Origin of the sequence: Oxynema mangrovii CENA135 (assembly GCF_016632315.1) — a bacterium.
Taxonomy (GTDB): domain Bacteria; phylum Cyanobacteriota; class Cyanobacteriia; order Cyanobacteriales; family Laspinemataceae; genus Oxynema; species Oxynema aestuarii.
Window position 1 is genome coordinate 529,909 of record NZ_JAEOXH010000001.1, and the last position, 20,508, is coordinate 550,416.

Below are 20,508 nucleotides of genomic sequence, written 5' to 3' on the forward strand. Positions count from 1 at the left end.
TGAGTGATTATGCCGAGCGGTAAATTCAAGCATTGTGGTGGATGGGTGAAGCGCTCAGATGATTTCAATGCAGAAAATTTGGAAATATCTGCGTTGCGTCCAATCCCGAGGGTAGGGGTTAACAGGGGAAACGAACGTGCAATATTTGTGAAAAAGGCTACAATCGGAAAAGTCTTTGCGCGATCGCACTAAGCAGATACCGAGAACGCCCTTCTCTTAACCCGTTCTTTTGTTGGGAATTAATGGATCGAATTGAGTCGTCCCATCTGTTGCTCCCCGCTTCCAGACAAGTTCTCAAGTGGGTGTAACCGAGACGATTCGCGTCGGACGCGCTACTCCGGAACGCTCCGGAACCGCCGCGCCGGGTCGATTGCCTTGCCTGTCAGTTGTCAAAGCTCTCAAAGCTAACCCTTTTTTAAGGGACTGAAAAGGAGGCGCGATCGGCTAAAGTTTTAAACCCATTGCCCAACTAAATTTATCCAGTTAGTTGATTGTTTCATAAAGGAGCACGAGGAACGCGGCATGACCCAGGCAAATAACGTACTAGCACCCATTGAAAAGTCCAAAATCGGACAAATTAGTCAATCTCAAAATGAGGTAGACTTGCTCATCGATCAATCGGAAGAAGATTTGGCGGACGACCGCGCCGAAGAAGTGGAAGGCTCGATCGAGGATTTGGACAACCAAGCTGCGGAGAAAGCGGATAAGCTTCGAGCAGCTCGTCGTCGCAATCAAGCCAAGAAAAAGCACTATACCGAAGACTCTATTCGCCTGTACTTACAAGAAATCGGTCGGATTCGCTTGCTGCGCGCGGATGAAGAAATCGAGCTGGCTCGCAAAATCGCCGATTTACTCGAATTAGAGCGCATTCGCGAGAAACTCTACGACGACCTCGATCGCGAACCGAACGATAAAGAATGGGCCGAGGCGGTCGATATGCCTTTACCCGCTTTTCGCAGTCGATTGCATTTGGGACGACGGGCCAAGGACAAGATGGTTCAGTCCAACTTGCGCCTGGTGGTTTCGATCGCCAAAAAATACATGAATCGCGGCTTGTCCTTCCAAGATTTGATTCAAGAAGGCAGTCTCGGTTTGATTCGTGCTGCTGAAAAGTTCGACCACGAAAAAGGTTATAAGTTTTCTACCTATGCGACTTGGTGGATTCGTCAGGCGATTACCCGGGCGATCGCCGATCAATCTCGCACGATTCGCTTACCCGTTCACCTTTACGAAACGATCTCCCGGATCAAAAAAACCACCAAGCTTTTATCTCAAGAAATGGGTCGCAAGCCGACCGAAGAGGAAATCGCAACTCGCATGGAAATGACCATCGAAAAGTTGCGCTTTATTGCCAAGTCGGCCCAACTGCCAATTTCTCTGGAAACTCCGATCGGGAAAGAAGAAGATTCTCGTTTGGGTGATTTCATCGAGTCCGATGGTGAAACTCCCGAAGATCAGGTTTCTAAAAACCTGCTGCGCGAAGATCTCGAAAGTGTCCTCGATACCCTCAGCCCCCGGGAGCGCGATGTCCTGCGACTGCGTTACGGTTTGGATGACGGGCGCATGAAAACTCTCGAAGAAATCGGCCAAATCTTCAACGTGACCCGCGAGCGCATTCGCCAAATCGAGGCGAAAGCGTTGCGTAAGTTACGCCATCCCAATCGCAATAGTATTCTCAAAGAATATATTCGCTAGCCCTCCGCGATCGAGCCTTCTGCTCGGCTCCGACGACACTACTAGGCTCGATCGCCGCATTTGCCGGGACATTTCCCGTGATTTAGACCATCGGGGCGATCGTGCATTCAGACTGAAAATTTTGATATAGAAAAAGGCTGGGAATTCCAATCGGGAACTCCCAGCTATTTTTATTCAGAGATTGACAGAGGTTGGGATGGAAAGTTTAAAGCTAAATTAAACCGAGAAAGTGTAAAATCCCTTGACCGGACACGAACTCGACGATTAAAGCAGCTACGAAACCGAGCATGGCCAAACGTCCGTTCCAGTTCTCAGCTCCGGCAGAAAAACCCCATTTCCAAGCATTACGGTTGTCGTTGTCCACGATCGCTTTACTCCTTTTGTGACTCGGATTTTGTTATTTGTAAATTAATGTAACAAGCATTTGCGAAAATGGCAAGGTTCTGCATGAGAGGAGGGAGGAGGCAAGAGGCAAAAGGTAAAGCTGGGGAGTACGCGGGGGTTCTGATTCCGATCGCTTCGAGACCGCCCACTCCCTCAATCTGAAATCTAAAATCTAAACTCTACAACGGTTCCGAGATTTTCCTGGGATAGATAGCGGTTCCGGTGCGCGAATCGAACAGGTGAATTTTTTCGGGGGCGATCGCCAACCAGATCGACTCGCCGGGAGTGACCAGCCAATCCGGTTCGACGCGAGCTTGAAGGGTTAAGGGGGGGTCTTCGCCCGCGAGATGGACCGTGAGGTAGGTTTCGTGACCGAGGGCTTCGACGAGATCGACCGTAACTTGAAGATTTTTGGTAGCCGCCGGACTGATGGTGAGATGTTCCGGACGAATGCCTAACATTAAGGTTTGACCGTCGAGTTTTTGTAAAACATCGGTCCAATATTCGGGAAGGGTGAGGCGGAAGGCGTTGTGAACGACGAGTAAGGGAGCTTTGAACTGAACGGGGATAAAGTTCATCGGGGGGGAGCCGATGAATTCGGCGACGAAGAGATTGGCGGGACGGTGATAGAGTTCGAGGGGTCGGGCAATTTGTTGAATTTGTCCGTGATTCATGACGGCAATGCGATCGCCCATGGTCATGGCTTCGGTTTGGTCGTGGGTGACGTAGATCGTAGTAATGCCGACCTGGCGCTGAAGTTGGACGATTTGGCTGCGGGTTTGCGCTCGCAGTTTGGCATCTAAATTAGAAAGTGGTTCGTCCATCAAGAAAACTTGGGGGTCGCGGGCCATTGCCCGTCCGAGGGCGACGCGCTGCTTTTGACCGCCGGAGAGTTGTTTGGGGAGACGGTGCAGGAGGGATTCGATTTGGAGTAAGGCGGCGATCGCGCGGACCCGGCGGTCTACTTCCCGTTCGCGTTCGCTGAGATAGCGCAAGCCTTTGGGCAGCGATCGCGTTACACTGACCAAAGCTTCCTCCAACCAAGGGGGAACGGTGCGATGTTCCTGGGAGGAGTGATTTTCGGCGAGACGGGGATTGCGTCGCAAACCGAAAGCGAGGTTGTTGTAGACGTTGAGGTGGGGGTAAAGGGCGTAATTTTGGAAAACCATGGCAATATCGCGCGCCTTGGGGGGCAAGTCGTTGACGCGACGATCGCCGACCCAGATATTGCCCGCACTGAGTTCTTCCAATCCGGCGATCGAGCGCAATAAGGTACTTTTACCGCACCCGGACGGACCGACCAAAACCATAAATTCGCCATCTTCAACGGCGAGGTCGATCCGGCGCAACACCGCGCGATCGCCGCGAGGGTTGGCTGCGTCGTCGCGATCGCCGTGACGAGTGCCGAAGCTTTTATAAACGTTTTCTAAAACAACCCGTGCCACAATACCTGTCCTAATTTTGATTCAAAATTAATTTTGGCTGTATGAATTATACTCTTTGGGCTTTTAATTTTGATTTGGGATTGAAAATTATCTGGTGGTAATTTTTTAAACCCTACGACTCTGGAAAATGCTTGAAGAGGGCGTTAACGACTCGGGCGATCGATTACATTTTTCAAAAGAAATTTACGGGTTATTTTTACAACCCGAAAGCAGGGGAAGCGATTTAGCACGTCAAAAATAGCGGCGATCGCCAACCATAATTTCCGGGGAGAATCGAGAGGATATTTTCGGGTTTACACCCCTGTTTTGCCCCCGAAATTCCGGAAGGGCGATCGGCTTTTGCGAATAAAATGGAACGACGATCGCCCTCTGGATCTCGTCAAGATTAACAAGGTCTTTTTACTTCCTCAGAAAAGTTTGCGATCCGCCCCCTATCGATTCCCCTTCGTGCGATCGTTCGTTTTACTTTTCCGGACATCGAAAAGGTTTTAAGAAAAACTTAGCAGATATTGCCCCCTTTTGATAAGGCTCGATTCAACGGACTTTTAGAGAAAAGTTCGTCAACCGATCGCGCATAAAAACAAGGGGGGCGATCGCGAAAATTTCGGGTAAAGGGAAGGTTCTTACCGTGGACAGTTCAATCGTACCCAATGCAGGGATGCCAGATCGTTTTGCCGGACTCGACCGGATGACCTTACCGGACGATAACAACGATCTTTCAGAAGTTTTAAGAATCCTGCGCAAACGCGCCGGATCTGCCGCCGCGATTGCGACTGCCGTATTTGCCGGGGTCGGACTGTCAACGGTGACTAAAACGCCCGAATATCAGTCAGAAACTCTGATTTTACTCGATAACGAAGCTTCGACGCCGCTAGTTCCCGGAGCGCCGGAGATCGCCACGCGCAAAGATCGTTCGACGGAAATTCAAATCCTCCAAAGTCATTCTTTAGTCGCCAAAGCGATCTCGCGCTTGGAAGATTCGACGAGTCAATTGTCGGTCAGCCAAGTGGTCAGACATTTGTCTATTCGACAAGCTGGGGAAGCCGACGTTTTGATCGTTTCTTATACCGATACGGATCCTTCGCGGGCCAAAGCGATTTTAGAAGCGCTCGGATCGACTTATGTGGACTACAGTTTAGAACGGCAACTGTCGCAAGCGACCAACGCGATCGATTTTATTGAAGAACAACTGCCCAAAGCGCAAGCAGAACTTAACGAAACGGCGCAAGCGATCCAAAAATTCCGGCAAGATTACGGGATCGTCGATCCGGAAAGTTATGCCAATCAAGTTTTAGAACAAAAACAATTATTAGAAAAAGACGGTCAACAACTCGAAATTTCTCTAAGTCGAACCCAGCGTCAGTATTCCGAACTGCGCCGCCAAATGGTTGCGGCGGGACAAAATCCCGATACGGCGTTGGTTAATTCGATGCTGGCGGAAGATTCGGTTTACCAACAACTCGCCAGTCAGCTCAAAGCGGTCGAAGCGAAATATATGGAAGAACGCGCTCGTTTTCACGACACCCATCCGGTGGTGAAAAACTTGCAAATGCAGCGCGACAACTTGTTTAATTTATTGCAATATCGCTCGGCGCGGGTTCTCGGGGATGCGGTGAGTCAGGTGGATTTGTCCGACGTTGCGGGATACGGGGCGATCCAACAGAGTTTGGCGACGCAGTTGTTGCAGTTGGAAACGGAACTGGAGGCGCAAAGGAGCCAATTACAAGAGATCCGCAACGCACAGGGGAAAGTGGCGGTTCAATTCGAGCAAATTCCGCAATTGCAGCAGAGATATGCGGATTTGCAACGGGAGTTTCAGGTGAAGTCTCAGGCGGTCAATCGCTTTTTAGAGAAGTTGCAGGAGTTGCAAATTGCCGAAGCGCAAGAAACGGCGCCGTGGCGAATTTTGGAGCCGCCTTACCAACCTCAAAACCCAATTTCGCCGAATATCAGGCGGAATTTGCTGTTGGGGTTGATTGCGGGAGGATTGCTGGGTGTGGCGGCGGTGATTTTGCTGGAACGCACGGATCAGCGATTGCAGCGCGTGGACGAGGCGAAGGAATTGACCGGGTTACCGTCGTTGGGGGTGGTCCCGAAGGTAAAAGTGCCGTTGGTGGAAGGATCGCGGATGGATGGCGATCGCTATCGGGCCCATGGTTCGCCATTTACGGAGGCGATCCGATCGCTGGCGTTGAATTTGCGCTATTTGGGGGCGAAAGATGAGGTGAAAACGTTAGCGCTGACGTCTTCGACGCCGAGTGAAGGGAAAAGTACGATTACGTATAATTTGGCCCGATCGCTCGCCGAGTTGGGTCAGCGCGTGTTGATTGTGGATGCGGATATGCGCAAACCGACGATTCACGAGTTTATCAAGCAGACGAATGCGTTGGGGTTGAGCAGCGCGATCGCCACCGATCGCCCGTGGCGTAATTTGATTCAGAGCGATCGCTCGGGTAATCTCCACGTCTTGACTTCCGGACCGATGCCGCCGAATCCGGTGGCGCTGTTGGAATCTCAGAAAATGCGGCAACTTCTGCACGAGTGGCGCCAAGCTTACGATTACGTGTTGATCGATACGCCGCCGATTTTGGGGGTGACCGACGCCCAAAGTGTGGCGGCGAATGTGGATCGGATGGTGTTGGTGGCGGCGATGGAGCGATCGACCCGTTCGTCGTTGGTGCAGACGATGGAAACGTTACGCCGCATTCAGTGTAAATTGGCGGGTCTGGTGGTCAATTTGGTCGATTCCACTCACGATGGCTATTACTATCATTCTTACTATACGTACTACCATCGCACGGATGACGAGGATCGCGGCAATGGCAACGGGAATGGTAACGGCAATGGCAACGGTCATAACGGTCACGGTTCGAACAGTCGTACCGAGCAGATTTTAAAAGATTTGCTCGATCGCTCTTGATCGATTTGGGGTTGGGGGCGAACGCCGGGAGCATCGAAAAAACGATTTTGTCCGTGACATCTTGAAACATTTACACCGGGCGATCGGGTCAGTAATGGTAGCTCGTCGCTCAAGCTGGGAATGGGAGAAAGGCGATCGCGGTTTTTCTTTTCTCAAAGTTTGTCCGGATTGTGGGGATCGTTCTTGTATCAGGGGGCAAAACGGAATGCTCTGGCAAGATAGGGACAACTGGGAGTGAGAATCGTCGGCGATCGCGGGTTCTCTGTTATTAGCTGCATCGATCGAATTGGGGTGCGATCGGGTTTTTGTAGATCTTCAGCCTGAAAATTGTGTTTAAAAAATATACCGTTATACCCGATGTAGATGGCTTGAGTTTCGATTTTGAAAATTTTTTGATAGAGATGTTTGTAGGTCATCATGCAAAATGCGATCGCCATCAATCCCATCCAAGACTATAAAAACGATACGGACTTCGCCGAACTCGGACGCACTCTAGTCAAACGCTGGAGTATTGTGGCGATCGTCATGACTTCGGTGTTTGCGACCGTAGCCGTTTCTACCTTGCGAACTACACCGCAATATCGCTCGGAAACTTTAATTTTAGTAGACGATCGCTCGTCCGTTCCGGTCGTTCCCGGTCTCGAATCTCCCTATCCCGGTCCTCAGAAAGATCTTTCTACAGAAATTCAAATTTTACGCAGTCATGCCTTAGTCGCCAAGGCGATCGCCGCTTTAGGCGATACCGACAATCCCATCGGGGTCAAACAAGTGGCCAGTAATTTGTCAATTCATAAGGCGGGAGAAGCGGATGTTTTAATTGTTTCTTATACCGATACCGACCCCGCGAGGGCGAAGGCGATTCTCGACGTTTTGGGCAAAACTTATGTCGATTACAGCCTCGAACGACAAGTTTCTCAAGCGAGTAATGCTATTGAGTTTATTGAAGAACAACTGCCTAAAGCACAACAAGAGTTAAGTGAATCGGCGTTGGCGATTCAAAATTTCCGCCAAACTTACGGGATCGTCGATCCGGAAAGCTACGCCAATCAAGTTCTCGATATTAAACAATCTTTAGAAAAAGACGCACAATCTTTAGAAATTGCCTTAACCCGCAGCCAAAGACTCTATGCAGAACTGCGATCGCAGATGGTCGAGGCGGGTCAAAATCCCGACACGGCGTTAGTTCATTCATTACTCAGCCAAGATAGCGTTTATCAACAACTCGCCTCGGAATTAAAGGCTGTCGAAGCTCAATATACTCTCGAAGCCAGTCGATTTTATGAAACCCATCCCGTGGTCAAAAATTTGGCCATTCAGCGCGACAATTTATTCCGAGAATTGCAACAGCGCAGCCGACGGGTGTTAGGGGATGCCGTTGCTAAAGTCGATCTCGATGAAGTGACCGGATCCGGGGCGATTAAAGAAAATCTGGCGACTCAGTTGCTGCAAGTGGAAACAGAAATGTCCGCCGGACTTTCTCAATTGGCGAGTATTCGTCAAGCTCAACAAGATGTGGCTATTCAATTCGAGAATATCCCTCAGTTGCAGCAACGGTATGCCGAACTGCAACGAGAGTTTAAGGTGAAATCGGAGGCGTTCAATCGGTTTTTAGAAAAACTTCAGGAGTTGCAGATTGCCGAAGCACAAGAAACGGCCCCTTGGCGAGTTTTAGAACCGCCTTACGAACCGCAACTACCGATTTCGCCGAATGTCCGACGCAATTTGTTGTTGGGTCTCATTGCTGGGGGACTGCTGGGGGTGGCGGCGGCGATTTTGGTCGAACGCAGCGACCAACGGGTCAAACATGTGGACGAGGCGAAAGAATTGACGGGATTGCCTTCGTTGGGCATGATTCCGAAGGTGAGTTGTCCGTTAGTGTCTCAGAGGAAGGGGGAAGGGCGATCGCTTCCAAGTTACTACACGGAACCGTTTACGGAGGCGGTGCGTTCTTTAGCCCTGAATTTGCGCTATTTAGGCGCCGAGGACGAGGCGAAAACGTTGGCGCTGACTTCCGCGACCAGTGGGGAAGGGAAGAGTACGCTTACTTACAATTTAGGGCGCGTGTTGTCGGAGTTGGGTCAGCGCGTGTTAATTGTGGATGCGGATATGCGTAAACCGACGGTTCACGAGTTTATTAAACAGCCGAATGTACTGGGGTTGAGTAGTGCGATCGCCACGGACCGCAATTGGTCCGATCTGATTCATCGTTCCGAGTCCGGTCGTTTGCATATTTTGACTTCGGGCCCGACTCCGCCGAATCCGGTGGCGTTACTCGAATCGCAGAAAATGACCCAAATGCTGACTCAGTGGCGTCAAGCTTACGATTATGTTTTAATCGATACGCCGCCAATTTTGGGGTTGAGCGATTCCCAAAGTATGGTGACGAAGGTGGATCGGGTGGTCTTGGTTTGCGCGATCGAACAGGCGAGTCGATCGTCTCTGATGCAGACGATGGAAACGTTACGGCGCACGGGTTGTACCTTGGCTGGGGTGGTGATTAATATGGTCAAGTCGTCCCGGGATGGGTATTACTACAATTACTATTCGTATTACGAACACGACGATCGCACCAATGGCAAGGTTGAGGAACCGTTCGAGGAGGCGATCGCGCGCACTCACTCGATGTTTGACGATTTTATGAATCGAGAGTGAGGAGATTTTTGATGTTTGATTGGGTCTGTTGCGTGGCGCAATGGTGATTTGGGATGTTCTCGACCGCACAGAAGAATGGGGTCATGAGGCGCGATCGGCACTGCAAAAGCGCTACAGTGTAACTTTTGAGAAGGGTAAAAACGATGACAACCGCTTTGATTTGCGGGGTTTCCGGTCAAGATGGGGCTTATTTAGCGAAATTACTGCTCGATAAAGGGTATGAGATTTGTGGGACTTCCCGCGACGCGCAAATGTCTTCTTTTAGCAATTTGGTGCGTTTGGGGATTCGCGATCGAGTCAAATTGCTGTCGATGTCCCTGACCGATTTTCGCAGTGTTTTGCAAGTTTTGAATAAAACTCAACCCCACGAGATTTACAATCTTGCGGGTCAAAGTTCGGTCGGCTTGTCGTTCGATCAACCTGTGGAAACTCTCGACAGTATCGCTACCGGGACGATTAATTTACTCGAAGCGATTCGTTTTATTCAGGCGCCGATTAAGTTTTACAATGCCGGATCGAGTGAGTGTTTTGGCGATACGGGCGATCGTTCCGCCGACGAACTGACCGCCTTTCGTCCCCGCAGTCCCTACGCCGTCGCTAAAGCCGCCGCCTTCTGGGAAGTGGCCAACTATCGCGAAGCTTACGGACTGTTCGCCTGTTCCGGGATTCTCTTCAACCACGAATCTCCCCTGCGTCCCGAACGTTTCGTCACCCAGAAAATCGTCTCTGCCGCCTGTCGCATCGCTGCCGGAAGCCAAGAGAAACTCCACCTCGGGAATATTTCGATCAAACGGGATTGGGGTTGGGCGCCGGACTACGTACAGGCTATGCACTTGATGTTACAGCAAGACCAGCCGGACGATTACGTGATTGCGACCGGGGAAAGCAATCGGCTGCAAGATTTTGTCGCGACTGCCTTCGACTGTGTCGGTTTAAATTGGCAAGATTGGGTGATTACGGATAAGAGTTTGTACCGTCCCACCGATATCGCCGTCGGTCGCGGTCATCCGGCCAAAGCCCGCGAATTTTTGGGCTGGCAAGCACAGTATAAGATGCACGATGTCGTGCGGATGATGGTGGAAGCCAAGCAAGCGCCGAATCTGACGGAATAATTGCTTGTTTTTTTATCTTTGAAGAAGGAATTTAAAGATTATGAAAATCTCCTGAAAGTGGAGATTTTTTTATTAGATTACTGCTAAGGTTTTTCTAGAATTCGGGAACCCGAGGCGATCGGCTGCGTCTGGTAAACAGAATTAGCTGCGATCGATGGCGATATTTGTTTTTATTTTGAAAAAATAAATATAGGCGATCGAAAAAAGACAAAATTTTTCCTGACGAAGCTAAAACCATTTGAAGAACTGAGAGATTGCCATCAATCCCTTGTTTACACGAGGCCATTGAGTCAGTCTAACGAATTTAATTTTGGGTGCAGCAAAAATCATCATCAGGTCGTCAATTCTGTAACCAGAATTACAAAAATCAGCACCCATATTTTATGGTTAACAGCTCGACTGAATTAGTTATTGAAGCAGGCCGTACAGAACGCCAATACTGGCAAGACTTATGGCGCTATCGGGAGTTATTTTACTTCCTCGCATGGCGAGATATCCTCGTCCGGTACAAGCAAACCATTATCGGCATGGCTTGGGCCTTAATTCGCCCCTTCCTAACCATGGTGGTATTTACAATTGTGTTCGGTAAGCTAGCCAAACTCCCTTCCGAAGGCGCACCCTATCCCATTCTGGTATTTGCTGCAATGCTCCCTTGGCAGTTCTTTGCGAATGCCCTTTCAGAATGCAGCAACAGCTTAATTACGAATGCCAATTTAATTTCTAAGGTGTACTTTCCCCGGTTAATTGTACCCGCCAGCGCCGTAGTTGTCAGCTTCGTAGATTTTATGATTTCCGGGATGATTTTGTTGGGGCTGATGGCTTGGTATGATTTTCTGCCAAGTTGGAGAGTTTTAACTTTACCTCTGTTTATTATCATTGCGGCTGCCGCAGCAATGGGTGCAGGTTTATGGTTAGCAGCCCTCAACGTAAAATACCGCGATTTTCGCTACATCGTTCCCTTTATCGTCCAATTTGGCCTGTACATTTCCCCCGTAGGTTTTAGCAGTACCGTCGTCCCCGAACGCTGGCGGTTGCTTTATTCCCTCAATCCAATGGTCGGCGTCATTGATGGCTTTCGTTGGGCCATTTTAGGTGGAGAAACAAAATTATCCTGGCCGGAGTTCAGTTTTTCAGTAGGATTAGTTGCCCTATTATTTGTCAGTGGCATCTGGTACTTCCGCAAGATGGAACGCACCTTTGCCGATGTCATTTAATCAACATGATTTTACGAAACAGCATCCCTATGACTCCTCTTGCAATTTTCAACGTTTTTATTGACTGAAACGAAATTTTCACAACCATTCCAAACACTCCTCATTTAAAACAGCCAATACATATCTATAAAATTTTGGTTTTCTGCGATCGTTTCTTCCTGATGGAATAGCTCAGTTAGGGTCTAAATAGTTAGTAACTTTTCTGAAGTATGTCAGATCCAATCATTCAGGTTGAAAACCTGGGTAAAAAATACATCATCGGTCACCAAAAGCAAGAACGCTATACAGCCCTGCGGGATATCATAGCAAATGGGGCTAAGTCTGTAGGACAGAAGCTGCTTACGCCTATGGGTAAAAAGGTATCTGACCCAACTGTTGAGGAGTTCTGGGCGCTGAAAGATGTATCCTTTGAGATTAAGCAGGGCGACAGAGTTGGGATTATTGGTCGCAATGGCGCTGGAAAATCTACCCTGCTAAAGATTCTCAGCCGCATCACCGAACCAACTACAGGCCGAATTTCAATTAAAGGCCGAGTTGCGAGTTTATTAGAAGTAGGTACGGGCTTTCACCCCGAGTTAACCGGAAGAGAAAATATTTTTCTCAACGGTGCAATCCTCGGAATGAGCAAAGTAGAGATTAAAAAGAAATTTGATGAAATTGTTGCCTTTGCAGAAGTTGAAAAGTTTTTAGATACTCCGGTCAAGCGGTATTCTTCGGGAATGTATGTAAGGTTAGCCTTTGCGGTAGCAGCTCATTTAGAACCTGAGATTTTAGTAGTAGATGAAGTGCTAGCTGTTGGAGATGCACAATTTCAAAAAAAGTGTTTAGGAAAGATGGAGGATGTAAGTCAAGAAGGTAGAACAGTTTTATTTGTAAGTCATAACATGGCAGCCGTAGAAGCATTATGTTCCAGAGGAATATTATTAAAGTCGGGAGAAATTCAAATTTTAGGTTCTATTCGTCAAATCACATCAGAATATCAAAAAAACATACTATCAGCTACAAAATTAAATGAAAAAAAAGAAAATATAAGTTTCAATCAAACAAGAAAAATAGGTATTAAAAATGCTAAAGTTGAAGTCATAAAGAAAGGAATTAAAAGCTACGATTTAAAAGTAGTATTTTATGCTTTTAGTACCCAAAACTTACCCAATATAGGAGTTGGACTCAAAATATCAACTCTGACTGGGGTTGTAGTCTGCAACTTAGCACCTTCTATGACAAATTATGTGATTGAATCTTTAAAAAATGAAATCAAATGTATTTTTTTCTGTCAAAACATAGAACAGTATCTAGCCGGAGGAGACTATTCAATCAGTATTTGGCTCTCCAGGCCAAAAGTTGAATATCTTCTTCAAGTAGAGGATGCTTTATTATTTACGATTCCACCATCCGATCTTTTTGAAACAGGAGTTTATTTCGAATCTAATAAACATGGAATTGTACCCCTACCAATAAGTTACACAGTCCAAGAGTTAAATCTAAGTGCTTAAGTTCAAGGAAGTATAATGATTGTTTGGTTAGCATCATATCCTAGATCGGGAAATACATTTTTTCGTATTTTACTAAATCAACTTTACGGAATAAAAACTTATTCTATTTATAACGATCCTTTGTTTGATAAACTTCCTGGGTCTTCTGATGTTATTGGACATCAAATACTAGAAGAGGATTTAGAAGAACTAAGTGAAAAATCCGAATTGACTTTTATTAAAACTCACGATCTTCCAAGTGATAACAATCCGGCAATTTATTTAGTGCGCGATGGACGGGATTCTTTGGTTTCATATGCTCACTATCTCATTTCATTTCATCAAAACTCAAGACGATTGTCTATTCAAAAAAAGATAAAATCTATTTTTGGTTGGAATGAATACAATGAAATTCTAAAAAAACTGATTATTGAAAATGATAAAAAACATGGAAATTGGAGTGAAAATGTTAAGCAATGGCAAAACCATGACAAAAAAACTCACACTATTAAGTTTGAAGATTTGATAAAAAACCCATTAGATCAACTGGAAAAAGCAGTTAATTCATTATCACCCGAACAAAAATTCTCATTAAATGGAAATGATATTCCATCTTTTGAAGAACTTCATGCTCGCTGGCCTAAATTTTTTAGACAGGGACAAAGTGGAAAATGGCAACAAAGCATGAATGATGAACTTCAAGAATTATTTAAAGTTCATCATGGTTCAGTAATGAAAGAGCTTGGTTATAAGGTATGAAAGTATTAAAACAACTTATTTCTCGCAGATTTATAGATCGCTACCGTCCTCAATGGAATCAAATTAGTTTAGAAACTAAGATCATATTAGCAAAAATAAAAAGACAGTTTTTACGACCTCCATTTCCTCAATGTAAAGAAATAAACCTACATCTAGGATGTGGAAAAATTGACCTTCCTAACTTCATTAATATAGATGGTTTACCGGGAAAGCACATCCATTACATTCGTTCATTAGATGATTTGCGACCTTTCAAAGATAATACTATAGATTTAGTTTATGCATCGCATTGTTTGGAACACTTTTCACATAAGCAGACTTCTAGAATCTTAGCAGAATGGTTTAGAGTTTTAAAAAATGATGGGATATTACGTATTTCTGTGCCTGATTTTGAATTGTTATTAAATATTTACAGGGAAAACGAGAATAATCTGAATACTATTCTAGATCCACTAATGGGTGGTCAAGACTACAAATTTAACTTTCATATGACGGCTTTCAATTATTCCAGTCTAGAGTTACTTTTAAAAAAGTCTGGATTCAGGCAAGTCCAAAAATGGCAACCAGAATCTTGTGAATTTACGACATTTGATGATTGGTCTAATCGCAAAGTCTTAGTCAATGAGAAATACTATCCTGTAAGTCTTAACGTTCAAGCAATCAAGTAGGATTACTGAAATTATTTACTATTTGAGAAATTAACTAGAGAAGATGAATTATCAACAACATTCATTATTTTTTGCATATACCTAAGACAGCAGGAACTACATTAAATGATGTAATTATTCGTCAATACAAATCAGAATGCGTTTTCCAAACTAATAATATTCGAGAATCAAAAAATGAATTAATTAAAATTAGTGATGTTAATAAACAAAAAATTAAAGTTATTAAAGGACATATGGAATTTGGATGGCATAAGCTTCTTCCTCAAAATTCGACCTATATCACAATGCTAAGAGATCCTGTTGAACGAGTAATTTCTTTTTATTATTACATTCTAAATTGTCCTGCACACTATCTCTACGAGATTGTTACACAGCAGAAGATTAGTTTAAATGAGTTCATCAATAGTGGTATGTCAGCAAAAATAGAAAATTGCCAAACCAGGCTTTTGTCAGGAAAGGAAGAATTACTTCAAAAGCCATTTGCAACTTCCCAAAAATGTACTTATGAATGGTTAGACAGCGCAAAAGAAAATCTCAGTAAGTATTTTATAGCTTTTGGGATTACAGAAAGGTTTGACGAAAGTTTAATTTTTTTTCAAGCAACAATTAAGATGGCAAAGCCCATTTTATATAAAAAATGTCAACAAAAATCGTCTTTCTATAAATACTTGTTCCAAAGAAAGTTTACTCTTGATACAGAAAAATAATCAATTAGATATTGAGCTTTATAGATATGCCAATCAACTATTTGATGAAAAAATCAATAACTCAACAGTGAATTTCAATCAAGAACTACGCCAATTTAGAAGATTAAACCAAATTTATGGAGTCAATGCAAATTTAAAACAATACTATTTTCTAATAAAAAATAAAATCAAATCAACGATTGGAAATGACAAATAGATAGTTAGCCAAACTTAGCAAATACAAATAATGTCTCTTTTTTTTGAGATAATTGCCGATAATTTTTTGACACTTTTTTTGTGATTTAATGTTTAGCAACTCTCCTAAGCTTGAAAAGAATCCATCAATTCATTTAATGTCATACATACGATCGCTGTATCATTCACTACAGTTCATCGCATTGCAGGCCACTGGAAAAATTCTCTCTCAGTATATTAGGAAACATCTCTATAGAAAATATTTCGGAATCAGTATCGGTGACAACTCGGTAATTTATAACAGTTGTCACATCAGATCGCCAAGAAATATCACCATTGGCCAAGATACAAGCATTGGCGACCATTGTATTTTAGATGGACGTTCGGGTTTAACAATTGGAAATTCAGTAAATCTATCAACAGGTGCGTGGATATGGACACTACAGCACGATCCAAGCGATCCAGACTTTGGGGTTAAGGGTGGTCATGTAGTCATAGAAGACTATGCCTGGATCAGTTCTCGAACATCGATTCTTCCAGGCGTCACGATTGGACGCGGAGCTGTTGTAGCAACTGGTGCAGTGGTTACTAAGTCTGTGGAGCCATTAGCAATCGTTGCAGGAGTACCAGCAAAAAAAATAGGCGAGCGTCATCGAAATTTAAACTACAAACTTAAATCTTACCAGTCTTTCTTTTGAGTACTTCAACTTCCTTAAACCCAACCTTTTGCCAGAAAAATCTGCGGTATGAATCCTAAAGTTTCAATTTGTCTCCCTAGCCTGAATACTCGTCCATTCTTACCCGAGCGCTTAGACACAATCCTCGCGCAAACCTTCCAGGATTGGGAACTTATCGTCGTTGATAGCTACTCTGATGATGGTTCTTGGGAGCTAATTCAAGACTATGCCAAACGAGAACCCAGGATGCAGATTTTTCAAGAACCTCGTCAGGGAATTTATGCAGGATTTAATTCCTGTATCCGTCGTACCAGTGGTGAATACATCTATATCGCGACTAGCGATGACACCATGACCCCGGATTGCCTAGAGAAAATGGTTGCAGCCCTTGAGCAAAATTCAGATTGTGATTTATGCCAATGTGCCCTGGAATTCATCGACGAACATTCCAAGCCATTGCCAGAAGATAGGCAATGGAATCAACTTGCTATTGGCAATTATTTTAAAGCTTGGTTAAGGTGCAGTCACAAAAGATTTGCACCACACGATGGAGTGCTGCATTTTGCCGTCTTGACCGTTTATACTTCTGTTACCCAACTTCTTATCCGCAAGCGGCTTTTTGATGCAATTGGGTATTTCGAGACTGACAGGGGATCGATGGCTGACTTTGAGTGGGAGATGCGTGCATCTTTGCTTTACAACACGATCTATATTCCGCACGTACTCGCTAGTTGGCGCATCCACTCAACCCAGGCTACGACAAATCCCTACACATCTACAAACCTTAAAATTTTGCTAGGTATGGCACGACAAGCGCTCAATTTTGCCAAAAAGTATGATGCACAAAAAGTCAAAAACATTTCGTTTAACGATCTATCTTTTGTCTACAAAATGTCAATAGTAACAGTGGGAATTAATGAGCGAAAAAGATTGACTGCCAAGCTTTTTTATTTACTGCGTTGCATTTTTGAGCTTCCCGAAGCTACCTCATATTATATCATTAGTAAGCTCTTTTTCAGTAAGAAAAATAGACAACGCGATCCTGTGGCCTGGATTGCAGCCAAGATAGTCCAATTGAAAATTTATGAGCCAATAAAACTGCCATCAGTATAACTAATTAGAGTAATCTAGTCGTGATTCCAAAAACAAAGAATTGTAGTTTTATATTATTAGTTCTTTTAAAGATTTAACTCTAATGTCACTTAGTGCTTTACATTCATGTCCTTATCCGATTAAATACCCTCCTCACGGTGGACTTCATCGCTCAGAGCAGATTGTGGATATTTTAGTAAAAAATGGCATTTGTGTAGCAGAACTACCGCAATCCTATCCTAGAAAAACGAGACCCATTGCCGATCGAATTGTTGGAGTTATTAATAGTATTCAAGATCGAGATTGGGATGCCTTTCGCTTACGCCGTTTAGGTGGAATTGGTCAGATTTTTCATTTGTACGAGAGTGAATTAGCGAAAGGAGATCGTTATGATGCGATACTTTGGGAGACTCTTGGAGAATCAATTACTCCGAAAATGGGGAAGAAATATGGAATACCAGTAATTGCTCTACCGCAAAATTTAGAATCTTTTTTTAAAGTCTATTTTTATCAGCGCAAACCTGAGGCAATTTTTGAATACCTGAGATGGGAAATATATGCACTAAAATTAGCAGATTTTGTTTTCGCTATTTCCGCAGAAGAACAGATTGTTTTAAGAAACCATGGTGTTGATGCCGATTATCTTCCTTATTATCCATCCAGACGACTCATAAGTCTATATTCTGATATTCGCAGAAAACGCAAAAAACACAAAAAAAACAGTTTCATAATATTGGGTTCTGCGAATAACCACGCAACACGAGAAGGGATTATTGAACTTGTAGATTGGCTTCATTACTTTAGAGATAACAGCTTACTTGAAGTAAAGCTTATTGGCAATAAAACTGAATCTCTCAAGGAGACATTGGACTATCCATGGCTAAAAATTTGTGGAACAGCTACACAGGAGGAAATCGAACAGTATCTTCTTGAAACTAAAGCGGTATTGATACATCAAAAGAAAGGACTTGGCGTGCTAACGAGGATTCCTGAGATGCTTATTGCAGGTATTCCAGTAATTACTAATCGTATTGGCGCACGCAGTGCTACCCATCTACAAGGGGTTTACGTTTACGATTCTCCTGAAGAGCTGCATTCCATGCTGGATAAGGAATTTGATGAAGTGCCACCACCACCGCCACCAACAAAGGCAGAGGAAAGATTTATCCGAGCAGTGTTAGCAGTGAAATAGATAAAGAGCGCGTGATAGATTATGAACATCTGGACTAGTCTTCTAAAGAGCCTTAATTCACCAAAATACCGATGTATGCACCCTCGCTCTTGGTTCTTTGAAGGAATTAGGCTAATTCTGAAAAATCGCGTAGCGACTGGCCCATTTCGGGGAATGAAGTATGTTAGGGGAAGCGTGGGAAGCACCCTCTTCCCAAAGCTACTTGGTACCTATGAAATTGAATTACATAAGTTAGTTGAAAACTTAGGTAATCAAAGGTTTGGCAAAATAATAGATGTAGGAGCTGCCGAAGGCTATTATGCTGTTGGATTTTCTTTGATCAGCCCAGTTTCTAACATTTTAGCATTTGAAATGGAATCAAAGGGACGCGAACTGCTATCAGCAATGGCATCCCTCAACGGAGTGGCAAATCGGGTTTCTGTAGAGGGTAAGTGCGATTTAAACAACTTTGCCACCGCTCTTGCAGAATTTGAATCTGCCCTAGTAGTTATGGATGTTGAGGGCTTTGAATCCGAATTACTGAATCCCGATGCTGTACCACAACTACGGCAATGTCATGTTTTAGTAGAGGTTCATGATTATGATTATGTAGTAAGGGAAATTGGAGATCTAATTAAAAAGCGCTTTCTTAATACTCATACAATTCAGCTTGTTCCAGTGAAGGAAAGGCAGATAGCAGATGCACCTGGTCTCCTGAAACGACTTCAGTTTTACCCATTTGATGCTTGGGTGCTTTCATCGCTTAACGAATGCAGACCCCTAAGTATGTATTGGTTATATCTCAAGCCGTTTGATTCTTTATTATTGCAATCTTCAAAGTAGTAGTTCTGTTGGCAAAAACTTCCTATATATTCCGGAACTGAATATTTTTATCCATGAGTTTCAGGCTGCTGGTACAAGTCTTATTTCAAGCCTTTTAGTTGACTAGTAAGTAAAAGTGCGATCGCTAATGAAAACACTTCATCTCCTTGGTGCTGGTGCTTATCTTCCTTGGAGCATCGGTGGAAGCATCGTCTCCTGTCACCGTTTGTGTCAAAATTTGCAAGCCTTGGGAACTGAGGTCAAGGTAGCTATTCATCAGCATCCCTCAGGTAGAGAACCTCTCGGGAATCATATCTATGAAGGGGTTCCCCTCCGTATCCTGCCGCCAATTCCAGATCTTAACCAACGCATTGCACTCTACAAGCGAGAAACTGAGGATGCCGTTGGTTTTCAGCAGTTTCTCGCGGAATATCAACCTGACGTCGTTCACTTTCACGACTTTACAGTCAGTGCGGGAATTACCCACATGCGTTTGGCAAAGGAGGTAGGCTGTAACGTGGTCATGACCTACCACACTCCTGGTAATTCTTGCTCTCAGCATGGCTTGCTTTACCAAGGAAAAAAAGTTTGCAATGGTCAGATTTTGCTCCACCGATGTTCGGAATGTCGCCTTTCTGATGCGGGAATGCATCCAACCCTGGCAAACTTGGCAGCACTCTGGTCACCTACCTGGTTAGAAGCCGAAAATTCTGGCAAACTCAATCGCCTCTTGACCACTCGGAGAATGACGGAGATATTTCGCGATGCTTGGCTGGGAATGGTGGAACTGGTGGATGCTTTGCATGTCCACACTGAATGGGTAGAACAACTTGTCAAGTTAAATGGCGTTCCGCCAAGCAAGGTGTATTTTTTCCGCACGGGTGGACCTAAGGCAATTCAAGCTAGCACCAAAAGGCTACAGACAGATGATTGTTTGCAGGTTGTTTTTGCCGGACGATGTTCTGCCATTAAGGGAATTCACGTTGTCGTTGAAGCGATCGAGCGGCTTCCGAGTGATTTGCCAGTAAAAGTTACCTTCTTTAGTCCGAATTGGGAGGAGGGAAATTACGGTCGCAGCCTGCAACAGCGTATCTCAGGGAACGAGCGCTTTGAGTTAAAGCATGATGTGCCAAATAGTCAATTCCTCGAACAACTGGCCGATTACGATTTATGGGTCGTTCCCTCACTATGGCTCGAAACTGGTCCCCTCACCGTTTTAGAAGCATTTGCCGCAGGCATTCCTATAATCGGTAGTCGCCTTGGTGGGATTGCGGAACTGATTCGAGACGGCATTGACGGTCTGTTGTTTGAGCCGGGAAATAGCCAGGAATTGGCAGCGATCCTCGAACGTTTTGTTTGTGATCGGGAGCAACTTAAAAGACTCAAGGCAAATGTGAAAGCTCATAGAACAATGGCTGATGTTGCTAGAGATTCTTTGAACCTTTATCGAAGATTGAAAAATTTGAATGAAGCTAAAAATTGCATCAGTTATTTCAATAAATAAAGTAGCTTTTCGGGAATTAAGCCAGACTACACCCTGCATT

17 protein-coding genes are annotated in these 20,508 nt (G+C 44.6%); 14 read left to right on the top strand and 3 right to left on the bottom strand.

Annotation, left to right across the window (positions count from 1 at the left end; translation table 11 throughout):
- Nucleotides 1–522: 522 nt before the first annotated feature.
- A complete protein-coding gene (rpoD, locus tag JJD41_RS02105; RefSeq protein WP_168570662.1) occupies nt 523–1,695 on the top strand; it encodes an RNA polymerase sigma factor RpoD in 1,173 nt (390 codons plus the stop codon).
- Between the two features lie 211 nt (nt 1,696–1,906).
- On the opposite strand, the gene JJD41_RS02110 is transcribed toward rpoD, so the two are convergent.
- Both JJD41_RS02110 and JJD41_RS02115 read right to left on the bottom strand, forming a co-directional pair.
- Nucleotides 1,907–2,059: a chlorophyll a/b-binding protein gene (locus JJD41_RS02110; protein WP_200664498.1), complete on the bottom strand. Its 153-nt coding sequence runs from the start codon at nt 2,057–2,059 to the stop codon at nt 1,907–1,909.
- A gap of 199 nt (nt 2,060–2,258) precedes the next feature.
- Nucleotides 2,259–3,524 (bottom strand): ABC transporter ATP-binding protein, encoded by a 1,266-nt coding sequence (locus JJD41_RS02115; protein WP_200664499.1) that lies wholly within the window; start codon nt 3,522–3,524, stop codon nt 2,259–2,261.
- A gap of 658 nt (nt 3,525–4,182) precedes the next feature.
- On the opposite strand from JJD41_RS02115, the gene JJD41_RS02120 reads away from it, so the two are divergent.
- Nucleotides 4,183–6,444, top strand: coding sequence for a GumC family protein (locus tag JJD41_RS02120; RefSeq protein WP_200664500.1), 2,262 nt, complete (start codon nt 4,183–4,185; stop codon nt 6,442–6,444).
- Between the two features lie 188 nt (nt 6,445–6,632).
- On the opposite strand, the gene JJD41_RS02125 is transcribed toward JJD41_RS02120, so the two are convergent.
- A complete protein-coding gene (locus JJD41_RS02125) occupies nt 6,633–6,863 on the bottom strand; it encodes a hypothetical protein (protein WP_200664501.1) in 231 nt (76 codons plus the stop codon).
- Between JJD41_RS02125 and JJD41_RS02130 the strand changes: the two genes are divergently transcribed.
- From JJD41_RS02130 to JJD41_RS02185, 12 genes are all read left to right on the top strand, one after another.
- Nucleotides 6,862–9,096, top strand: coding sequence for a GumC family protein (locus tag JJD41_RS02130; protein WP_200664502.1), 2,235 nt, complete (start codon nt 6,862–6,864; stop codon nt 9,094–9,096). The genes JJD41_RS02125 and JJD41_RS02130 overlap by 2 nt on opposite strands.
- A gap of 143 nt (nt 9,097–9,239) precedes the next feature.
- A complete protein-coding gene (locus tag JJD41_RS02135) occupies nt 9,240–10,208 on the top strand; it encodes a GDP-mannose 4,6-dehydratase (protein ID WP_200664503.1) in 969 nt (322 codons plus the stop codon).
- Nucleotides 10,209–10,591: 383 nt separating this feature from the next.
- A complete protein-coding gene (locus JJD41_RS02140) occupies nt 10,592–11,422 on the top strand; it encodes an ABC transporter permease (RefSeq protein WP_168570656.1) in 831 nt (276 codons plus the stop codon).
- Nucleotides 11,423–11,631: 209 nt separating this feature from the next.
- Nucleotides 11,632–12,915 carry an ABC transporter ATP-binding protein gene (locus JJD41_RS02145; RefSeq protein ID WP_200664504.1) on the top strand — a complete coding sequence of 428 codons (1,284 nt, stop codon included), beginning with the start codon at nt 11,632–11,634 and terminating at the stop codon, nt 12,913–12,915.
- 15 nt (nt 12,916–12,930) lie between these two features.
- Nucleotides 12,931–13,653 carry a sulfotransferase domain-containing protein gene (locus tag JJD41_RS02150; protein WP_200664505.1) on the top strand — a complete coding sequence of 241 codons (723 nt, stop codon included), beginning with the start codon at nt 12,931–12,933 and terminating at the stop codon, nt 13,651–13,653.
- The gene (locus JJD41_RS02155; protein WP_200664506.1) at nt 13,650–14,321 is read left to right on the top strand and encodes a class I SAM-dependent methyltransferase; all 672 of its coding nucleotides are present in this window, start codon (nt 13,650–13,652) and stop codon (nt 14,319–14,321) included. The genes JJD41_RS02150 and JJD41_RS02155 overlap by 4 nt, the downstream gene beginning before the upstream one ends.
- Nucleotides 14,322–14,392: 71 nt before the next feature.
- Nucleotides 14,393–15,028: a sulfotransferase family 2 domain-containing protein gene (locus JJD41_RS02160; protein ID WP_200664507.1), complete on the top strand. Its 636-nt coding sequence runs from the start codon at nt 14,393–14,395 to the stop codon at nt 15,026–15,028.
- Nucleotides 15,029–15,312: 284 nt separating this feature from the next.
- Nucleotides 15,313–15,900, top strand: a complete 588-nt coding sequence (locus JJD41_RS02165) for an acyltransferase (RefSeq protein ID WP_234488471.1) — start codon at nt 15,313–15,315, stop codon at nt 15,898–15,900.
- Between the two features lie 48 nt (nt 15,901–15,948).
- Entirely contained in the window at nt 15,949–16,992 is a 1,044-nt protein-coding gene (locus tag JJD41_RS02170; protein WP_200664509.1) for a glycosyltransferase family 2 protein, read from the top strand.
- Between the two features lie 163 nt (nt 16,993–17,155).
- Nucleotides 17,156–18,163, top strand: coding sequence for a glycosyltransferase family protein (locus JJD41_RS02175; RefSeq protein WP_200664510.1), 1,008 nt, complete (start codon nt 17,156–17,158; stop codon nt 18,161–18,163).
- Nucleotides 18,164–18,337: 174 nt separating this feature from the next.
- Nucleotides 18,338–18,985, top strand: coding sequence for a class I SAM-dependent methyltransferase (locus tag JJD41_RS02180; protein ID WP_200664511.1), 648 nt, complete (start codon nt 18,338–18,340; stop codon nt 18,983–18,985).
- Between the two features lie 127 nt (nt 18,986–19,112).
- Nucleotides 19,113–20,468, top strand: a complete 1,356-nt coding sequence (locus JJD41_RS02185) for a glycosyltransferase (protein ID WP_200664512.1) — start codon at nt 19,113–19,115, stop codon at nt 20,466–20,468.
- Nucleotides 20,469–20,508: the final 40 nt, after the last annotated feature.

Coding starts and splice junctions, on each gene's coding strand:
- rpoD (WP_168570662.1), top strand. CDS start 523: ATGACCCAGGCAAATAACGTACTAGCACCCATTGAAAAGTCCAAAATC.
- JJD41_RS02120 (WP_200664500.1), top strand. CDS start 4,183: ATGCCAGATCGTTTTGCCGGACTCGACCGGATGACCTTACCGGACGAT.
- JJD41_RS02130 (WP_200664502.1), top strand. CDS start 6,862: ATGCAAAATGCGATCGCCATCAATCCCATCCAAGACTATAAAAACGAT.
- JJD41_RS02125 (WP_200664501.1), bottom strand. CDS start 6,863: ATGATGACCTACAAACATCTCTATCAAAAAATTTTCAAAATCGAAACT.
- JJD41_RS02135 (WP_200664503.1), top strand. CDS start 9,240: ATGACAACCGCTTTGATTTGCGGGGTTTCCGGTCAAGATGGGGCTTAT.
- JJD41_RS02140 (WP_168570656.1), top strand. CDS start 10,592: ATGGTTAACAGCTCGACTGAATTAGTTATTGAAGCAGGCCGTACAGAA.
- JJD41_RS02145 (WP_200664504.1), top strand. CDS start 11,632: ATGTCAGATCCAATCATTCAGGTTGAAAACCTGGGTAAAAAATACATC.
- JJD41_RS02150 (WP_200664505.1), top strand. CDS start 12,931: ATGATTGTTTGGTTAGCATCATATCCTAGATCGGGAAATACATTTTTT.
- JJD41_RS02155 (WP_200664506.1), top strand. CDS start 13,650: ATGAAAGTATTAAAACAACTTATTTCTCGCAGATTTATAGATCGCTAC.
- JJD41_RS02165 (WP_234488471.1), top strand. CDS start 15,313: ATGTTTAGCAACTCTCCTAAGCTTGAAAAGAATCCATCAATTCATTTA.
- JJD41_RS02170 (WP_200664509.1), top strand. CDS start 15,949: ATGAATCCTAAAGTTTCAATTTGTCTCCCTAGCCTGAATACTCGTCCA.
- JJD41_RS02185 (WP_200664512.1), top strand. CDS start 19,113: ATGAAAACACTTCATCTCCTTGGTGCTGGTGCTTATCTTCCTTGGAGC.